21 protein-coding genes are annotated in these 17686 nt (G+C 36.8%); 4 read left to right on the forward strand and 17 right to left on the reverse strand.

The features are described from left to right. Positions 1-49 precede the first annotated feature (49 nt). Positions 50-1021 carry a nuclease-related domain-containing protein gene (locus G3O09_RS00505; RefSeq protein WP_163098989.1) on the reverse strand — a complete coding sequence of 324 codons (972 nt, stop codon included), beginning with the start codon at positions 1019-1021 and terminating at the stop codon, positions 50-52. Between the two features lie 457 nt (positions 1022-1478). Here G3O09_RS00505 and G3O09_RS00510 point away from each other — a divergent pair, with 457 nt between their 5' ends. Beyond that, positions 1479-1886, forward strand: coding sequence for a VOC family protein (locus G3O09_RS00510; protein WP_163098991.1), 408 nt, complete (start codon positions 1479-1481; stop codon positions 1884-1886). Between the two features lie 113 nt (positions 1887-1999). Then, complete coding sequence (locus G3O09_RS00515) at positions 2000-2323, forward strand: ArsR/SmtB family transcription factor (protein WP_163098993.1); 324 nt, start codon at positions 2000-2002, stop codon at positions 2321-2323. Here the strand turns inward: G3O09_RS00515 and G3O09_RS00520 are convergent. From G3O09_RS00520 to G3O09_RS00545, 6 genes are all read right to left on the reverse strand, one after another. After that, on the reverse strand, positions 2320-3243 hold the full coding sequence (locus tag G3O09_RS00520) for a cation diffusion facilitator family transporter (RefSeq protein WP_163098995.1): 924 nt from the start codon (positions 3241-3243) through the stop codon (positions 2320-2322). The genes G3O09_RS00515 and G3O09_RS00520 overlap by 4 nt on opposite strands. Before the next feature lie 187 nt (positions 3244-3430). After that, positions 3431-3841: a DUF1761 domain-containing protein gene (locus G3O09_RS00525; RefSeq protein WP_163098997.1), complete on the reverse strand. Its 411-nt coding sequence runs from the start codon at positions 3839-3841 to the stop codon at positions 3431-3433. 214 nt (positions 3842-4055) lie between these two features. Beyond that, complete coding sequence (locus G3O09_RS00530) at positions 4056-5267, reverse strand: BtrH N-terminal domain-containing protein (protein WP_163098999.1); 1212 nt, start codon at positions 5265-5267, stop codon at positions 4056-4058. A 230-nt stretch (positions 5268-5497) separates the two neighbouring features. Further along, entirely contained in the window at positions 5498-6169 is a 672-nt protein-coding gene (locus G3O09_RS00535; protein ID WP_163099000.1) for a GNAT family N-acetyltransferase, read from the reverse strand. A 19-nt stretch (positions 6170-6188) separates the two neighbouring features. Next, on the reverse strand, positions 6189-6854 hold the full coding sequence (locus G3O09_RS00540; RefSeq protein WP_163099002.1) for a GNAT family N-acetyltransferase: 666 nt from the start codon (positions 6852-6854) through the stop codon (positions 6189-6191). A 14-nt stretch (positions 6855-6868) separates the two neighbouring features. Next, on the reverse strand, positions 6869-7753 hold the full coding sequence (locus tag G3O09_RS00545) for a carbon-nitrogen hydrolase family protein (RefSeq protein ID WP_163099004.1): 885 nt from the start codon (positions 7751-7753) through the stop codon (positions 6869-6871). 358 nt (positions 7754-8111) lie between these two features. On the opposite strand from G3O09_RS00545, the gene G3O09_RS22085 reads away from it, so the two are divergent. Beyond that, positions 8112-8282, forward strand: a complete 171-nt coding sequence (locus G3O09_RS22085) for a hypothetical protein (RefSeq protein ID WP_205439577.1) — start codon at positions 8112-8114, stop codon at positions 8280-8282. Positions 8283-8365: 83 nt separating this feature from the next. On the opposite strand, the gene gnd is transcribed toward G3O09_RS22085, so the two are convergent. The 4 genes from gnd to G3O09_RS00565 all read right to left on the reverse strand — a co-directional run bounded on the left by gnd (position 8366) and on the right by G3O09_RS00565 (position 10925). Then, positions 8366-9259, reverse strand: a complete 894-nt coding sequence (gene gnd, locus G3O09_RS00550; RefSeq protein WP_163099006.1) for a phosphogluconate dehydrogenase (NAD(+)-dependent, decarboxylating) — start codon at positions 9257-9259, stop codon at positions 8366-8368. 172 nt (positions 9260-9431) lie between these two features. Further along, positions 9432-9797 carry a transcriptional activator HxlR gene (gene hxlR, locus G3O09_RS00555; protein ID WP_163099008.1) on the reverse strand — a complete coding sequence of 122 codons (366 nt, stop codon included), beginning with the start codon at positions 9795-9797 and terminating at the stop codon, positions 9432-9434. A gap of 237 nt (positions 9798-10034) precedes the next feature. After that, positions 10035-10214, reverse strand: a complete 180-nt coding sequence (locus tag G3O09_RS00560; RefSeq protein WP_163099010.1) for an aspartyl-phosphate phosphatase Spo0E family protein — start codon at positions 10212-10214, stop codon at positions 10035-10037. Positions 10215-10298: 84 nt separating this feature from the next. Beyond that, positions 10299-10925 carry a TetR/AcrR family transcriptional regulator gene (locus tag G3O09_RS00565; protein WP_163099012.1) on the reverse strand — a complete coding sequence of 209 codons (627 nt, stop codon included), beginning with the start codon at positions 10923-10925 and terminating at the stop codon, positions 10299-10301. 561 nt (positions 10926-11486) lie between these two features. Between G3O09_RS00565 and G3O09_RS00570 the strand changes: the two genes are divergently transcribed. Beyond that, a complete protein-coding gene (locus G3O09_RS00570; protein ID WP_163099013.1) occupies positions 11487-12029 on the forward strand; it encodes a flavodoxin family protein in 543 nt (180 codons plus the stop codon). A gap of 43 nt (positions 12030-12072) precedes the next feature. On the opposite strand, the gene G3O09_RS00575 is transcribed toward G3O09_RS00570, so the two are convergent. The 6 genes from G3O09_RS00575 to G3O09_RS00600 all read right to left on the reverse strand — a co-directional run bounded on the left by G3O09_RS00575 (position 12073) and on the right by G3O09_RS00600 (position 17550). After that, positions 12073-12783, reverse strand: a complete 711-nt coding sequence (locus tag G3O09_RS00575; protein ID WP_163099016.1) for a nitroreductase family protein — start codon at positions 12781-12783, stop codon at positions 12073-12075. 118 nt (positions 12784-12901) lie between these two features. Continuing rightward, complete coding sequence (locus G3O09_RS00580) at positions 12902-13318, reverse strand: RrF2 family transcriptional regulator (RefSeq protein ID WP_163099018.1); 417 nt, start codon at positions 13316-13318, stop codon at positions 12902-12904. Between the two features lie 156 nt (positions 13319-13474). Then, the gene (locus G3O09_RS00585) at positions 13475-13738 is read right to left on the reverse strand and encodes a hypothetical protein (RefSeq protein WP_163099020.1); all 264 of its coding nucleotides are present in this window, start codon (positions 13736-13738) and stop codon (positions 13475-13477) included. Between the two features lie 196 nt (positions 13739-13934). Then, positions 13935-15893, reverse strand: coding sequence for a TRAP transporter permease (locus tag G3O09_RS00590; RefSeq protein WP_163099022.1), 1959 nt, complete (start codon positions 15891-15893; stop codon positions 13935-13937). Beyond that, on the reverse strand, positions 15883-16410 hold the full coding sequence (locus G3O09_RS00595; RefSeq protein WP_163099024.1) for a DUF1850 domain-containing protein: 528 nt from the start codon (positions 16408-16410) through the stop codon (positions 15883-15885). Before G3O09_RS00595 ends, G3O09_RS00590 begins: the two co-directional genes overlap by 11 nt. A 144-nt stretch (positions 16411-16554) precedes the next feature. Beyond that, complete coding sequence (locus tag G3O09_RS00600) at positions 16555-17550, reverse strand: TAXI family TRAP transporter solute-binding subunit (protein WP_163099026.1); 996 nt, start codon at positions 17548-17550, stop codon at positions 16555-16557. Positions 17551-17686 lie beyond the last annotated feature (136 nt).

The following is a 17686-nucleotide window of genomic DNA, read 5'->3' on the forward strand; positions in this document are numbered from 1 at the left end:
ACCGATTGGTAAGCCTTTCTTTTTAATATTAGAGATTGCTCATTGGTTTTCAACTTAATAATTTATCTAAAGATAAATGGTAATTTCTAGATTTACCTTCACCTGTAGAAGTTAGATTCATGCTTTTTAATATATTCAAAGCCGCTGTCCGAGAATTAAGATTGAGAAAGTAACGTAGTTGTTTATTGGTAATAGAGTGACCAAAAAGCAATGCATAATCCCTTATCGAGGAATAAAAAGCATCATTCGATGAGGTTTCACAGGTTTGACAAATCCATTTTTTTGTCTTTCTTAACATGGGAATCTTGCTACATGATGGACACTGGACACCTGTTACAATTTCAGATTGATTTATTTGATAGTATTCTAGAACATTGAATGTAGAAGGACTGTGTTCCCTTTTTACTAACCGGATTAATTTTTGTAAATCTTTCTCAGATATAAATTCCTTTTGAAATATTTTCTCAATGCTTAAAATTTTTTCCGGAAGTTGACCCATATGGATTAATTGGTGATTTGAATTAGAGGTTGAAGCTTTTATGATCGTGGAAGGATTGCTTATTACTATAAGAGGTTCTAATGGAATTCGAGGGAATTGATTGTCTGCTATCCATTGCTGAAGTTGTAATCTCTGTCTCTGGACTTGAAGAAATGGACTAGGAAACGATTCTTCCTTTCCATTATAAGATCGAATGAGTTGCTGAAAGGTATGATCGAAATAAAGTGTCCCACTTATATTTTTCACTTCTATCATGATGACAACACTCTTCGAAAGGATCAGGGTATCAATTTGAAAGAAATGATTTTTGAATGGTAATCTAAGGTCATGTAAGATGAAATAAGACTTGTTTGATAGAAAATCAAGAAAATAATCAATGGATTGTTCACCTTTATACCCAGCCATTGACTTTAACAGATCTCTTTCAATTTGAGGACGTTTTACATGTGATCCTGGTAGTCTTTTTAACAGTGCTTCCAACTTTAAGATTTTAATCGGTATGCCTCTTTGCTTTTTTATCATTACATCACTCCTATATATCAAACTAATGTAATAATTCCTTAAACCTTAGACATTTCCTTCTACAAAACCTAATTAATTAGAATAATTTAACCTTAAATTTTTGAATGAATGTATATTTTCGCACGGTAGTTTTAATTTGTGCACGATGATATGAATTTGTGCTTTTTATTAAAGATTTGCGCTTTTTCCTAATGAATTTCGCTTTTTGTAAATGATTTGCGCTTTTTACTGGCCCATTATGATTTTTAGAACCATGATTCGCTTTTTAAAACCACGTTTTGCTTTCTACCACTCCTTAGATTCACTTTTTATTCTTTAAATACTACCTGAAATAAAACAGAACAAACGTTCTTGTTTTTGCATTTTGGTTGGGTTATAATTTTCTCATAAAGGTTTATGACCTTTGGGTAGGGGATAGGCTAGTTGGTGGTCAACAAATTAAGAGGGAGTGTTTTAAATGAAGCAAGCAGTACCGTATTTTGCTTTTGATGGAAATGCAAGAGAAGCACTGGAGTATTATAGGGAAGTATTTGGAGGGGAGATTGAAGGCATCCAGACTTTTGGCGAGGCAGATTTTCCAACACCTCCAGAAGCAGACGACCGTATTATGCACGCTCGTTTTGTGAAAGATGATGTATTAATCATGGTTTCTGATTCATTTCTTGGTAGTTCTGTCAATGTTGGAAACAATGTTTCCATCGCACTTGAAATGGATAGTGAAGAAGAAATCCGACAAGTGTATAATCGATTAATCAATGGTTCTAAAGTAATCATGGAGCTCCAAGATACATTCTGGGGAGCAAAATTTGCAAAAGTGCAGGATCGCTTCGGCTTTATCTGGGACCTAAATTATACAATAAAATAATCAAGTATCATCCTCTCCCATTTCTACAAAACAGGAGAGGATTTTATTTTTTATTTCTTATATAATGAAAAAAAGACCTCGAAAGTAATGAGGTCATAAAGGGAGGTATTCAATTGGAAAAAGATTATCAACAACCTGAACCGTCCCATTCACTTGATGAGGAAACATTATTTATCGTTTCTCAAACCTTCAAAGCGCTAGCAGACCCTACTCGCATACGAATACTACACCTTCTTTTTAATGGCGAGCATTCAGTGAATGACATTGCAGAAAAGCTTTCTTTACATCAGTCAACCGTTTCACATCAGTTACGTTTTTTGAAAAACTTCCGTCTTGTTAAATTCCGTCGAGAGGGCACAACACTTTTTTATTCCTGTGATGATAACCATGTTATGGATATCTTGAAACAGACCATCGAGCACGCTAATCATCATTAATTACAAGTACCGTGGTGGCTTGGACAGCCTTTTTCTTTAAGCTCTATCTGAATTGTACTATGCTCGATATGAAAAGAATCATGAAGAATGGCCTGTGCCTTATGCAGAATTTCATCATGGCCGTTTGGACTAGAAATGGTCATATGACAACTTAACATAATTAGTTCCGATGTGATAGACCATGTATGCAAATCATGTACATCCTCAACCCCATTGATTTCAACAAGAGCTTTCTTGATACTACCTAAATCTAACTGTCTTGGTGTACCTTCCATTAATACATGGATTGATTCCTTCGTCACCCTCCAACCGCTGATCAGCACCAAGACTGCCACTATGACGCTTGCGATAGGATCTGCAATTCCCCATCCAAAAAACATGATCAATAACGCAGCTATGATTGCTCCAACTGACCCTAACATATCACCAAGCACATGGAGAAAAGCACTTCTCACATTTAAATTTTCTTCTTTATCCCCACTCATTAATATCCAAGCAGCAATAATATTTACCAATAGTCCAAGGATTGAAATGGTCAGCATTCCTGTACTTTGAACTACAGGAGGATCAAAAAAACGATGAAAAGCTTCGTAGAAAATATACAACGAAATTAGTATTAGAGTTATGCCATTTATACTTGCAGCTATTATTTCAAATCGTTTATAACCAAACGTTTTGGATAGTGTAGCCTTTCTCTCCCCTAGCTTAATTGCCAAAAAACTTAAACCTAGTGCTGCAGCATCACTAAGCATATGGCCAGCATCTGATAAAAGTGCTAGGCTATTTGTCCAAATTCCCCCAATCACTTCTATAATCATGAATGAAGCAATTATGATAAAAGATAAAAGTAAAGCCCTTTTGTTGCTTGTATGCGCATGTGAATGACCATGCCCATGTGAGTGACCGTGATGGTGCCCCATATCCTTCTCTCCTTCTCATATATGAATATATGCACATATATAACTATAGTATGCAAAATAGTGATTAAGAGTTCAAGCATTATTATTGGTTAACTAAAACTTTTATATCAGGGCTACATGAATTTTCCATGCATATAAAAAGGACCTATCCAAGGGATAAGCCCACTATCATTTCTTTTGTAATTTTTCACGCAAATAAAGCAATAATGATTCCCATCATAGTAAGTGCAACTATATGGTATCCAGCACTTATAAAATACAAAACTAATTTACGTCCTTCAAAAAAGGTAGGTGCCAATTCTCTCATTGATGCAATGCCAAGCCCTGCTAGAAAACCAATGAGAGCTCCTCCGCCAATGGTTACATCATCAAATGATAATATAAATAAAGAAAGAGCATATGCGGTTACCAAGGATGCAATCATAGTAAGCATATATCCTACGTTTGCTCCTTTTGCATCAAAATCCTCTTTCCTTTTACCCATTCCCTTCATCCAAATATTCGAAAAAAGTAAAGGCGAATACCAAAGGGCACCGATAATGGAATTAGAAATGGCCGCAAGTAGAATAGCTAAAAAACTAACATCAGTAAAATTCATTTAAAACTTCCTCACAAAACGATAAATTTTTTTTGCATATATCTACGATTATAATCTAATCCATTTAAAATAAACTAGAATATTTGTTCTTTATGATGAATTTTCCGAATGTTTTTTCAAACCATCCAAAATGCTCTTCGCTAGTTTATTAGTAAAACCACTGAATAGATTCCCCATTAATTTGGTGAATTTATCCATACAGAATATTTCATCCCTATACTCTCTCCCAACTCTCAGATTGCACAGCTTGTTCTAGTTTTTGAAGGGCAAAGGCTTCTTTTTCTCGGATTTGAGTCAAGATTTCCTTCATGTTTGATAGATGGGCCATTTTCATCTCATCTTCCCAATGGAATGTAGTGGCAGCCTCTCGTTTGTTTTCTCGAATTTCTCTCAATGTAGTGATGAAGGATTTGTGGTTTGTTTCTCCAACAAGGATTTTATTGTTCAAATCATAGAACAATTCTTTTATATTCCCAAACGCTTCAACTTCATTTGGCAAACTAGCATTTGCAAGTTTACCCCATAAAATGGATGATTCTTCAAATGCATCACTTGCCTCTAACAAAAGATGATTTTCCAACTTCTCTCCAACGAATTTTAAAAAAGTAGAGTATGCTTTGCGAAAAGCCGAACCATCCGTATTAAAAACGATATATTTAAACGAATAATATAAGGCGTCTATAAACTGATGTGGCTTGGAAAACAATTTCATCCATCCTTGTTTTCCTTTCATCGTTAGCCTTTCAATCCATTTGTCTAAAGCCGTAATCCCAAAATTGGACATTCTCGGATTGTTGGCATGCTTAATCGTCAGTTCAATTCCCTTTTTTGCAGCTAAAATAATTCTTTCTTCATCTATGGCTAAAAACTCCGCTGGCTCCTTTATCAAAACAGCTTGATTGATGAGTTTCGAAGTGGCCAAATTATAACGTCCTTCGATTAAATCTTCTAGTTGAACTTGAACTGGTTCACTAAATCTATGGACTACAGTTGCGGTTCCTTTGACTTTATCAATTTCGTTTACAATGGTATATACAGGATAGCCTGCCTGTACAATATTGTGGTCTTCGAAAACACCAGTATGTATCGCTATTACAGGCGGATTTCCTTTTTCGATATGTTCTACTAATTGATCCAAAGCAAGTTTTTTGCTTTTCGTTTGTTTACTTTGAACATTTACTCCTAAATTAGCCAAAACATCTGTAACGAAATCAACATGGCTTTCCCAATTTGCACGTGTCCCTAAAAAGAAGCTCGAAAAATCCTCCTTTTCATAATAAAAGGTGAAATAACCATAGCCTATTCCTCCACCTATACCAAGAATCATTTCTTCTGACAACAAACTAGAAATCTCAGGTTTCGTGTGGAAATGGATTAAATTCTTTAAAGCGTTTGTTTCATCATGAAAACCTGGCTTTAGATTCATAGAAACCTCCATATTAATATTAGAAAACCTTTAATTGTTAAAACACCTTATCAAACTTTCTGGACCGAGATAACACCTACCATGCCTAACATATTCCACCTAACAACAGCCATTCCTTCTCATTTATTGCCAAATTTGACTCATTATCTTCATTCCAAGAAGATATCAATCCTTCAAACTCCATAAACAGAAAAAAGACCCGCCACCCTCGGCGAGTCCTTCAAACTTAGTTAAAATGCCTTCAATTCAACCGTTTCTTTCTTTTCTAAATCTTCAACCATACTAATCCATGATTCTGGTTTATTTGGAAGCACAGAGTAATAACGTTTTAAAAAGTCTATTACTAAACTTGTAGGTAACTCATTTGTTCCCTCCACCATTGGCAGGAAGCACAGGTCAAGACCTGTAACGGCTTCTCCATCATTGTTCCAAGAAGGATGAACATAGGTAAAATCAATACGTTTGTAGCCAAGGTGGGCCAATACTTCGCGACGGACATAGGGGTCCATTGGTTTAACTCCACCGAACTCATAATGATCTACTTGATATGGATCATAGATTTCTGCAAACATCCCAAATAACTTCTTATCATTCTCTGAAGCGAGAGCATGTAAATCCTCTGCACGTTTATTCGCTAGGAATGGTCCGATGCCCATGCCTGCTTTTCCGATAATCGTAAAGTCCGTCATGGCTATGTTGAAATCTTCATAGTAACGGTATTCTGTAGCACCAACAACTTCCCCTTCTTGAACGGCTACGAACACACGAATTCCTGGATCTTCTAACGGCTCTTTCCAAAGTGAAAACTCCAACACTTCTTCAGGTGGGAAAACAGTTTGCATTAATTCATGCATTTGTTTGAATAAAGGATCATCGATAGAAGTAATTCTGCGGTATTCCATAGTAAAATACCTCCTCTTCCTATTTTTTAAATGGATTTTTCCATTCCATTAACGTCCCATAATTACGGGATTCTTCGTCCTCTAAATAATTAGGCACGACTTTCAATGGTGTCCGTCCGCAACGTAGCAGGAATGTGATGACTGGATCTTTCAGTTCCCCTTTTACTACGGCTTCAATATATTGTTCGGGTGAAAGGTCAGTAGCGTGTATATGGTAACCAGGCATTCTTCCCCCGCCTAATAATCTTTCCAATCCATTGTGTACGACCACATCATACATAGAGGACATGAGCCACTTGCCTAATCCAAGTTTCCTAAAGGGTGGCCTCACACTAATATCAACGACGTATAAAGTGTTTCCATTTGGGTCATGGTTACGGATATAACCATTGTCTGTAATCTCTTCCCAGGAGTGCTCTGGATGGTAAGGGTCAAATTTCACTAACAATCCGGTCATACTTCCAGCCATTTCTCCATCTACCTCAATACATAAGGCGCCCTCTGGAAATAATGTTACATGGTTTTTCAATTGCTCCTCATTCCACCATAGTTCTGATGGAAATGGTGGTGGGAAGCTTTCCTGCTGAATCTTGATCAAACCCGGAAAGTCCTTTTCTTCATAGTTGCGAATCATTGCTGGAATTGGTTGGTCTTTGTCGAAAACAAAAAAATCTTTCCGATACAATCTAAAAACCCCCCTTATACTTTTTCAAGTACCCCCACCTTTGTTTCCCAATCCGGATAAAGGTCTGTACGACGGTCACGCCAAGTTGTAACCGATCCACTCTCTCTTACTTTATACAAAAGCTCTAAATTGAGATCTGCCGTTACAATCATATCCTGGTTGATTTCCCCTTCAGCTAAAATTCCTTTTGGTGGGAATGGGATATCATTTGGAGTAATGATTGCAGCTTGACCGAAATTAGCGCGCATGAAATCGACTGTCGGTAATGATCCAACAGTAGCAGTTGCAACAACATATACTTGGTTTTCTATAGTTCTAGCATGAGCTGTGTATCGAACACGATGGAAGCCGTGACGATCATCTGTACAGGATGGGCAGAAGATTACGTCCGCACCTAATGCTTTTGCCATCCGTACGATTTCTGGGAATTCGATATCATAACAAGTTAACAATGAAATCGTTCCTTTGCTTGTTTCGAATACTTCTAGTCCTTCACCAGGAGTGATATTCCATTCATGGATTTCCGTTGGGGTAAGGTGAAGCTTAGCCTGTTCTGCTACTCTTCCATCTGGATAAAATAGATGAGCCACATTATATAGCTTCTCTTCTTTTCGAATAATATGGGTTCCCCCAATAATGTGCATCCCTGTTTGGATGGCAAGGTTTATAAATAAAGAACGATATTGCTCTGTAAAGTCTGGCAGGTCTTGGATTGTCAAAGGTTTTCCTTCTGAATCACCAATTGACATTAGCTGAGTCGTGAAGAATTCAGGGAAGAGAACAAAATCTGATCCGAATTCCTGAGCCGTTTTCACATAATGTTCCACTTGACGTGCGAATTCGTCAAAAGAACTGATTGTATGAAGAAGATATTGAACCGCTGAGGCCCTTAGTTGCATATGATAACCCCCTATTTCCAATTAACTCTTAAATAGTCGCGAATTAGGAACTCGTAAAACGCGTTAATGTTATTATTCAATAAAAATACCAACCTAACAAGTACGCACTTTTCCGTCACATAGTGTAGAAAAATATACTATGGATAGCAGTTACTTTTCCTCCTAAAAGCTACTCCGATTGATAGGTAAGATTACTAGTTAATTGTAAACCCCTTGAAAATTATGTAAAAAGCATATTAAGAAGTTTAATATTGTTACATATGTGTGTAAAGAATCGGTTTTTTGGACATTCTCGTGATTTTACTGCTGTATGATAGGACTGTAAGTTAATTCAGTAGCTATTAAGGAGGCAATAAAAATGAAAGAATTAAAGAGAATGAAAAAGAGTTTACTAGCTTTGTTGGCAGCTTTCATGTTAATTGGAATTGCCACAGGTTGCAGCGAAGACACTAATACTGAAGATACCGAAACAGAAGAAAATCAAACTGAAGAAGGTACAGAAGAAAGCACTGAAGAATCTGGAAACTAATAACAGAGAACCCCTGCCATGAGTTTGGCAGGGGTTTTTTGTCTTAAAGTCGATCTCATCCTATTGTAAAAATCAGGTGCTTGTTACTTCTTTTCTACTGCATGGCCACCAAATTCGTTGCGTAAAGCCGCTACCACTTTACCTGTGAATGTATCGTTATCTAAAGAACGATATCTCATCAATAAAGACATCGCAATAACTGGAGTTGCCGCTTGTAAATCTAATGCAGTTTCAACTGTCCATTTTCCTTCACCTGAAGAATGCATAATCCCTTTAATTTCATCTAATTTCGCATCTTTAGAAAATGCACGTTCAGTTAAATCCATTAACCAAGAACGAATGACTGACCCATTATTCCATACGCGTGCAACTTTTTCATAGTCATAATCAAAATCACTTTTCTCTAATACTTCAAAGCCTTCACCAATCGCTGCCATCATTCCATATTCAATCCCGTTGTGGACCATTTTCAAGAAGTGACCGCTGCCTGCTTTCCCAGCATACAAGTATCCATTTTCTACAGAAGTATCACGGAAGATCGGTTCAACTAATTCCCAAGCCTCAGCGTCTCCACCAATCATATAACAAGCTCCGTTACGAGCACCTTCCATACCTCCAGAAGTTCCAACATCCATAAAGTGGACGCCAAATTCCTTCAGTTGGTTATATCGGCGAATAGATTCTTTATAATGAGAGTTTCCTGCCTCGATTACAATATCTGCTTTATTTAAAAGAGGTGTTACTTCATCAAGAACTGTATCGACTACAGCATGAGGAACCATAATCCAAAGGATTCTAGGTGATTCTAATGATTGAATGATCCCTTTTAAACTAGAAACTCCTTCTGCTCCATAATTTTTCATTTCTTCAACAGCAGCTGTATTTAAATCAAAAGCTACAACTTCATGCTTATTATCTATTAGGTTTTGCCCTAAATTCAATCCCATTTTCCCTAACCCGATTAAACCAACTTTCATTGTTTAAAATACCTCCATCAATTAGTTCCATTACTTTAATCATTATTAATATTTATATCCAAAGGGTATATTACCATACTTTAGTGCTGCATAACCCAATATCTTTAATACTGCAACAAATGAAAACGCTTTAATAAAAAAAGCCACAGTTTTCAGATACTGGGGCCATTGGTTATTTCATCGATTCATTTTTATCTGCCTGTTTTTCAACAACATTTTCCATATAATTTTTACCCCATGTGTACATGGAATCAAGAATAGGCATTAAGCTTTCTCCATGCTCTGTAAGAGAATATTCTACTTTCGGAGGTACAACTGGGTAGACTTTGCGTTGTACAATCAGATGATCTTCAAGTTCACGCAATTGGTTAACGAGCATTCTTTGTGTAATTCCTGGCATAAGTGCTTTTAGTTCACCAAATCGTTTCGTGCCTTCTTTTCCTAGATGCCACAAAATCAGCATCTTCCACTTACCACCTATGACTGAAAGAGTTAATTCCTTTTCACAATTAAATATTTTTTCTTGCAAACGTGGCATTCGTTCCACCTCCAAAATTTATTATAACAATTAGTAAACTGTTAAACACTATCTAAGAATAAAGTTTCAACCACCTAAAAACTTGATTCACATATAACTTATTCTTTTATTTCATTTTAATCTATCTTTTTATAAAGATAGCTGAATGGCTTTGGGTTAATAATCGATTTATGGAGTGTGCTGAAGAAATTTTATCTAAAAGAAACGGACTTGCAACAAATGCAAGTCCGTTTCTTTTCATTTAGGATAATTAGCTGTCCAATCAGGAATATGTTTTTCCTCGTTAAACTGATTGATCAATTTATCTAGTTCTTCACTTAATAATACGGTTGTTGTGTCTGTAAATCCTTTTCTAATACCTGCTGAAATCATCTCAAGTCTTTTAAGTTCAATTTGATTACTTAATACTTGGCACATTATGACCCCACCCAAAATTAAGATAGTAATGTAATATGGTTAATATATCATTGCAGGTATCGAGACAAAGAAGTAAATTTTCTATTAACCCAAGTCTGTTTCTAATAAACAACCCTTTAAATAGGTTTTAAATAATTGAAATTGATTTTTCAATTGGATTTTATCTGGCCCGAGATGAAACCTGTGTACATTGATTCCATCACAAAAAGTTGTAATTAATCTTGCTGTAGCGTTAACTGAGGTTGAAGCTTTAAATTCTCCAGATTCTACACCATTATTTAATATAAATGAGAGGTTTTTTAATATATTTCCAACCCGAATCTCTAAATCTGGAATATGTTTTTGGCTTTTGCGTCCAACTGTGAAGTAATATTCATAAACCACTGGCACTAAATGATCTCTTTCATTTTCAATAGTATCCATGATTTGGTCAAGAATAAGTGAAAGTACTTGCCAGCTTGTCCGGCCTACTTGATACAAACTATCAAAACCCCAGACCTCTTCGATATCCCTTTTTCTCAGGATCTCTAGGAATATATCTTCCGTATTTTGAAAGTATGTATATACCCCACCTCTGCTTACTCCTGAATGCTCTATAATATCTTGCATAGAAACTGCATTAAAACCCTTTTTTATAAATACTTCCCTCGCTGCATCAAGGATCAGCATTTTTCTTTCTTCCCTATGTTGTTCAGAAACAACTGGTGCCAAAGTCACACCTACTTTTTAAAGAGTCATTATTGACTCTAATAGTATAACCGTTGGTACATAAAGTCAATAATATTTTTCTAAAAATTCCAATAATGAAATAACAGGAAAATAGAACTATATTTAGACTAATATTCTCTTAAAATTTAAGGTTAAATAGACTTTAATTTCTTTAATAAAGTGTAGGATAGAAGGAGGAAGGAATTTATTTTCCCTAAATGAATACGAAAGACTTGTTTTAAATGAAGGTTGTTTTCGTAAACTTTGTTGCTTTTATAGTTAATTTAACTTTAACGATCTGAGTTAATTATAGCGGAGGGCACTTGATTCCAACGGGAATAAGAGGGAAGTGGTGACCCCACAGGCGGTATCGACGAGGAGACTCCCATCCCTCCCCGCGGAAAGCAAGTGCCTCTCGCTGCAATCAACGGACAAACTTTATTGTTTAAAAACAACAATCTATGCGAAAAGAGCCTAAATGAAAAACCTTTTCTTTTCATTTTTATGAATATTCAATGGTATACTATTATCATTCATGCCAAAGATGAATTGGAGTGATATTTGATGAAAATATTAGCCTTGCTCGGAAGTTCCAGAAAAAAAGGCAACACTGAATATATGGTAAACCGCGTCTTGGAGGGTGTGGAGCATACCAGTATTGAGCTTGCCGAACTCAATGTTTTACCTATTGTTGATAGGCGTCATACAGTTGAAGGATTCTCCTTCGTTGACGACGATTATGAAAAAATTCTCCCTCAACTTTTACAACATGACATCATCATATTCGCTACGCCATTGTATTGGTATGGGATGTCTGGTCATATGAAAACCTTCTTCGATCGCTGGTCTCAATATTTACGGGATGAACGGTTTGACTTAAAAGGAGAATTAAGCAAGAAAAAAGCGTACGTCATCGTTACAGGTGGAGCTAATGCACCTATTACTGCCCTGCCTCTTATCCAACAATTCCAGTACATATTTGATTTCGTAGACATGAAATTCGAAGATTACATAATTGCTCGTGGGGTAAAGCCTGAGGAAGTTTCACAGGACCAGCTAGCTTTACAAAAAGCACAGCATTGGAATAATGTATTTAAAAATGTTTAATCAAAAATGGCTGACTCAAGATTGAGACAGCCATTTTTTTAGATTAAGCTTCAAATGTATTCCAAGTTGTAATATCCTCAAGTGGCAGACGAGTTTTTTCAAAACCTGCTTTAACTGCCTTCCCAATGGAAATCAGCATGACTGGTTTATAATTTTCAGGTACCTTGAATGCCTCAACGAACTTCTCTGCATTGAATCCACCCATCGGAACTGAATCTAATCCCTTCGCTTTAGCAGCTAACATTAGTTGCATGGATACTAGCCCACCATCTATCATTGCAACACGAGCCGCATCTACCTCTGATAAATTCCCATAATGTTGATTAATTTGATTTATATAGAAGTCTTTTACTTCCTGAGTCATAGCACCCTTTTCAACCACTTCTCCATAAATCTTATCAGCGTTTATATAAGCCTTTGTATCTCCTAAGACTGCAATCACAACAGAAGCATCGACAATTTGCTGTTGATTGTTCGCGATAGGCAATAGGTGTTGTTTCTTTTCTTGATCTTTGATTACAAGGAATCTCCAAGGTTGCAAATTAGACGAAGAAGGTGCTTGAATCGCCACTTCCAATAACTCACGAATTTCATGATCCTCCATCTTAAAGCTTGGATCATAATGTCTGACCGAACGTCTTTCTTTGGCCACAGTGAAGAAATTTTGATCACTAATCTCAATCGGATTATCCTCTAACTTAACTTGATTTATTTTATCAAAGTATTCTTGATTACTATTTCTCTTTTGAGTCATTGTTAATCTTCCCTTCTAATTTAAACTGTTCTCTATCTGAGTACAGTTTAATCCATAAACTGTTCTTTTGTCAAGAACAGTTAGTTACAAAAAAAATAAACGAACCACTGGGATCGTTTTATTTTTTCGGAATCATGTCTGCTATGGTTTTCTGCTCTAATCCGCTCAAAATCCATTCTTCCATCTCATCTGTTAAAGCAACTAAAGCCTCATTGGTATATGGAGACAAGCAGCTACTATTAACATCTATTAAGCCTTTCGTAAATGGATCGACGATTTGCATGGCTTTGTACACATCTGCCAATGTTATTTGGTCTGCAGGTCTTGCTAATGAATACCCACCGTCACGCCCTTCTTTTGCTCGGATTAACTCTCCCTTTACTAAATAGGTAAGAATCTTTCTTAAAAAGGCGGACCTTGATTCAAGCTTTCCAGCCATTTCCGCACTTGGGCAAATGCCTTCATATGTTGCTAAAACGACTAATGCCTGTATCGCATACCCAAACCACCTTGTAGTTGAAGGTTTTTCCGTCATTCTCTTCACCTCACTACTAGTTTAAACCATTTCACTAGGATGACAATATGAAAAATAGCTTTCCTATTTTTTTCACATCCATTTAGATATTTTTCAAGTCAAATATCTCGGTCAACATTAACTGGTTCTATAGAACTGCAATTATTTAGCATTCAACTAGTTAAAATATAAATGCACCTGCTCTAAATCCCTTATCAATTGTTTAATTTCAACTTGAGTTAGTCGTAATGGCATTTGATCATATAAAGTAATGATTTGTCCATCACTTTCTTGCTCATGTTTTTTCAGATACTCATAAATATTGTTAAGCTGAGTTTCCTTTAAAGTGGATTCCGTGAAGAAATTTTTTACTCTTTGTAAGGAAAATTCATTGTTCTCCACATCAAATTCTCCTGATATTATTTGGCCCTGTATATTCATAATTTCACTCCCAAGATTAAACTCAAGTTAGTTTTCCCTAAAATACTTTTGACTTTCATTAAAAGTTAACAACGCTCTAATCAAGGAACTCAAAAAAAAACACCCCTTATAGTCGCTGTAGCCCTACGAGGAATGTTCAACGTCTACTATAAGGGGAGCATTTTTCATTCGAAATGCTTTATTTCTGTATGATAAGTTAACCTGCAACCTGTGGTTTCTGAGTTTTATCCTTTTTAATGCCAAGTTGTAGGACAAGTAATAGTATAAACGACCCAATACCAATCATGTCAGTGATTGTTTCAGGATAAATGAGCATTATACCCCCAACTATTCCAATCAACCTTTCATACCAGGACAAACCTCGAAGCCAATATCCGACTACCCCAGCACCAATTAAAATCATTCCACAAAATGCAGTAGTTACTACCCAGATTAGATAGTACCAAGTCGTATCAATCATAAGTAATTCTGGTGAGAGTACGAAAATATACGGAATGATAAAGGCGGCAATAGCCAGTTTTGATGATTCAATGCCTGTTCTTAGTGGCTCACCACCTGATACTGCTGCAGCCGCAAAAGCAGCCAGAGCAACCGGAGGAGTAATATCCGCAATGATTCCAAAATAGAATACGAATAAGTGAGCAGATAGATCAGGAACCCCTAGTAAAATTATTGCAGGTGCTGCAATGGTCGAGGTAATAACATAGTTAGCAGTTGTAGGCGAGCCCATTCCAAGAATTAATGAAGCTACCATTGTTAAAAACAATGTTAAAATCAAATGTCCACCGGAAAAATCCAGGATTCCATTTGCTACCTTTAATCCTAGACCAGTTTTTGTTACAACCCCTACTATAATGCCTGCAGCTGCTGTAGCTGCTGCAACGCCTAGAGCTGTTCGTGCACCATCTGCAAGAGCCGCAACTATCCCTTTTAACCCAATTCTTGTATCTTTTCTAAATGCACTAACAACGACGGTAATAAGAATGGACCACAAGGCCGCACGCATGACACTCATTCCACTCATCATTAAAATTAAGATCACTATAATCGGTACTAATAGATAAATCTTCTCAAAAATTTCTTTTCTGCTAGGAATCTCGTCATCTCTCAATCCTCTTAAACCTACCCGCTTAGCTTCAAAATGGGTCATGATCCAAATTCCAGCAAAATAAAGAATTGCTGGAATTGCTGCAGCTTTGGCAATATCCCAATAGGAAATTCCTCCACCAATAAATTCCACCATTAAGAAAGCAGCCGCTCCCATTACTGGAGGCATAAGCTGACCGCCTGTCGAAGCAGATGCCTCTACTGCTCCAGCAAATTCTTTACGATAACCAAGATTTTTCATCATGGGGATTGTAAATGCACCAGATGTCACTACATTGGCTACTGAGCTTCCACTAATTGTACCCTGTAAAGCACTTGAAAAAATCGCTACTTTGGCTGGTCCACCGACCCTTTTTCCCGCAATGAATATCGCTAGGTCATTAAAGTACTGTCCAACCCCAGTTTGTACCAGGAAAGAGCCAAATAACAAAAATAAAAAGATAAAGGTTGCTGAAACTCCCAGAGGGGTACCGAGTATCCCTTCTGTTGTATAAAACATGGTTTGAACAAGTCGATCCAGTTCCAAGCCACGATGAGCGAGGAAGCCAGGCATGTATGGACCAAACATGGCATAGCCCATAAACAAAACAGCAATGATCATAATCGGCAAACCTACCGTACGTCTAGTAGCTTCCAATACCAATATGATGGCGGCCAGTCCAATATAAAAATCTAGATCGGTCAGTCTTCCGGCTCTCATTACAAGCTCATCTATCATGAGAGGCCAATAAGCTCCGACAGCAACAGCTATGACTGCAAGCAAAATATCATACCACGCAACTTTATTTATTTTTAAATTTTTTCGTCTAGCTGGAAATAATAGAAATATCAGTGCCAAAGCAAAACCAAGATGAATGGACCGCTGTAATTGTGCAGTCAATATTCCAAAAAGTGAAGTATATAACTGGAATATTGAAAAGGATACTAATCCAATTAAAACTATCCACCCAATTATTCCACTAAGCTTTCTCGTACCTGCTTCAGGATCGTATTTCTCTAATAATTCTTGTTGCTGTTCTTCTGTTAATACACCTTCATTAACGCTCAAGGATATTCACTCCTCTCAATTGCTGGACAATATTTAACGTTTTTTCTTTCACACGTACCCTAGTCCCTGGTTGAATATAGGATGATAAAGGATACTGTTCTCCCTTATATATAACTGTATGATTGGCCCTAACCTTTCCAATCCGTAAATCAAAAAAAGGGAAGATTCTCTTCATATTTTTTATGAAGTATTTACCTTCTCTTATTTCAAACACTTCACCTTTCCCTGCGTCAGAAGGCATGCCAATCGCAAAATCTTCATACATCAATTCATATTGTTGGATTTGTTGATTGGGGTTGATCCGGTAACTTTCAACAACATCCGTCAAATGGATGGAATGAGTATATTTAATTTGAAATTTTTGTTCTCCCTTTAATGGAATGTACGCCAATACTCGTCTAGTGTTTTGAAACTCGAATACTAGTGCTTTTTTATATGGGGTAAAGAAAACTAATAATATTAGTAAGATGAGGGATATAAATAAACTTATATGCTTTTTGTTCAAATAATGTTTCATCAATCCCCCGCCGTTTCTCTTGCTGTTTATAAAATAACCGAATAAAGCCAATTTGACCGACCACAGAACCTTCAGTTAGGTTGTTGTGTGGCCGGTCAAATGGTTATTTACATCATTTTAATAGATGTATAGTTTTCAAGATTACTATTCAGCTTTAATATTTTTTTCATCGTAGTATTTTTGTGCGCCCGGATGGACCTCAATCCCTACGCCGTTTAAAGCTTTTTCTGGTTTAATCAGCTTTCCTTTGGCGTGGGTAACTTTATCCAGATTCTCAAAAAGGGCTTTTGTTATATCATAAACAACCTGTTCAGATAGGTCTTCTCTAACGACTAACATTGCCTGAACAGCTACAGTAGGTACTGCTGCTTGAAGCTTATAAACCCCTGAAGGTACTTCGTCCATTGTGTAATATGGATATTTCTTAATTAACTCTTCTGCTTTATCTTTTTCCACAGGGACAATGACCACATCTTCCGTTGCAGCTAAACCTTCAACAGCTCCTGTAGGTGTTCCTGCCGTTACGAAAGCAGCATCGATTGTGCCGTCTTGAATCCCAGCAACAGACTCATCAAAAGATAAGTCCTGTTTTTTGATATCGTCAAATGACATTCCGTGAACTTCAAGTATTTGTTGGGCATTGGCATTCGTTCCAGAACCAGGAGCCCCCACGGATACTTTTTTCCCTTTTAAATCATTTACAGATTTAATCCCTGACCCTTTTGTTGTAACGATTTGGATCGTTTCAGGGTATAGAGTCCCAATTGCTTTTACATTATCCACGACATTTCCTTCAAACATAAGTTTCCCTTCACTAGCATAGGAAGCGATATCAGTTTGTGAAAATGCAATTTCAGCATCGCCATCTTTTAAAGTCTGCATGTTCTCAGCAGATGCTCCCGTTGTCTCTGCATTAGTCTCGATTCCCGTTTCATCGGAGATGATTGTCGCGAATGAGCCTCCAAGCGGAAAATATGTACCACCTGTTCCTCCAGTGAGAATACTGATGAACTTAGGCTTTTCTTCTTTTCCATCCTTTTCATCCGTGCCACTTACCTTTTTGTCAGAACTGCAAGCTGCCAAAAACATTGATAGCACTAGAAGCAAAGAGGCAGTCAATAATATTCCTTTGTGTTTCATAAAATTCCCCCTTGAAGTTTTTTTGAACAAACATATTTTACCATAACAACACGAAATATTGTCATATAATTCCCAATATTCGCATTCAATTGAGATACAATACCTACATTTGATATCGAAAATTGACACTTTTCTA

Origin of the sequence: Peribacillus alkalitolerans (assembly GCF_010882125.1) — a bacterium.
Classification (GTDB): Bacteria; Bacillota; Bacilli; order Bacillales; family DSM-1321; genus Bacillus_BN; species Bacillus_BN alkalitolerans.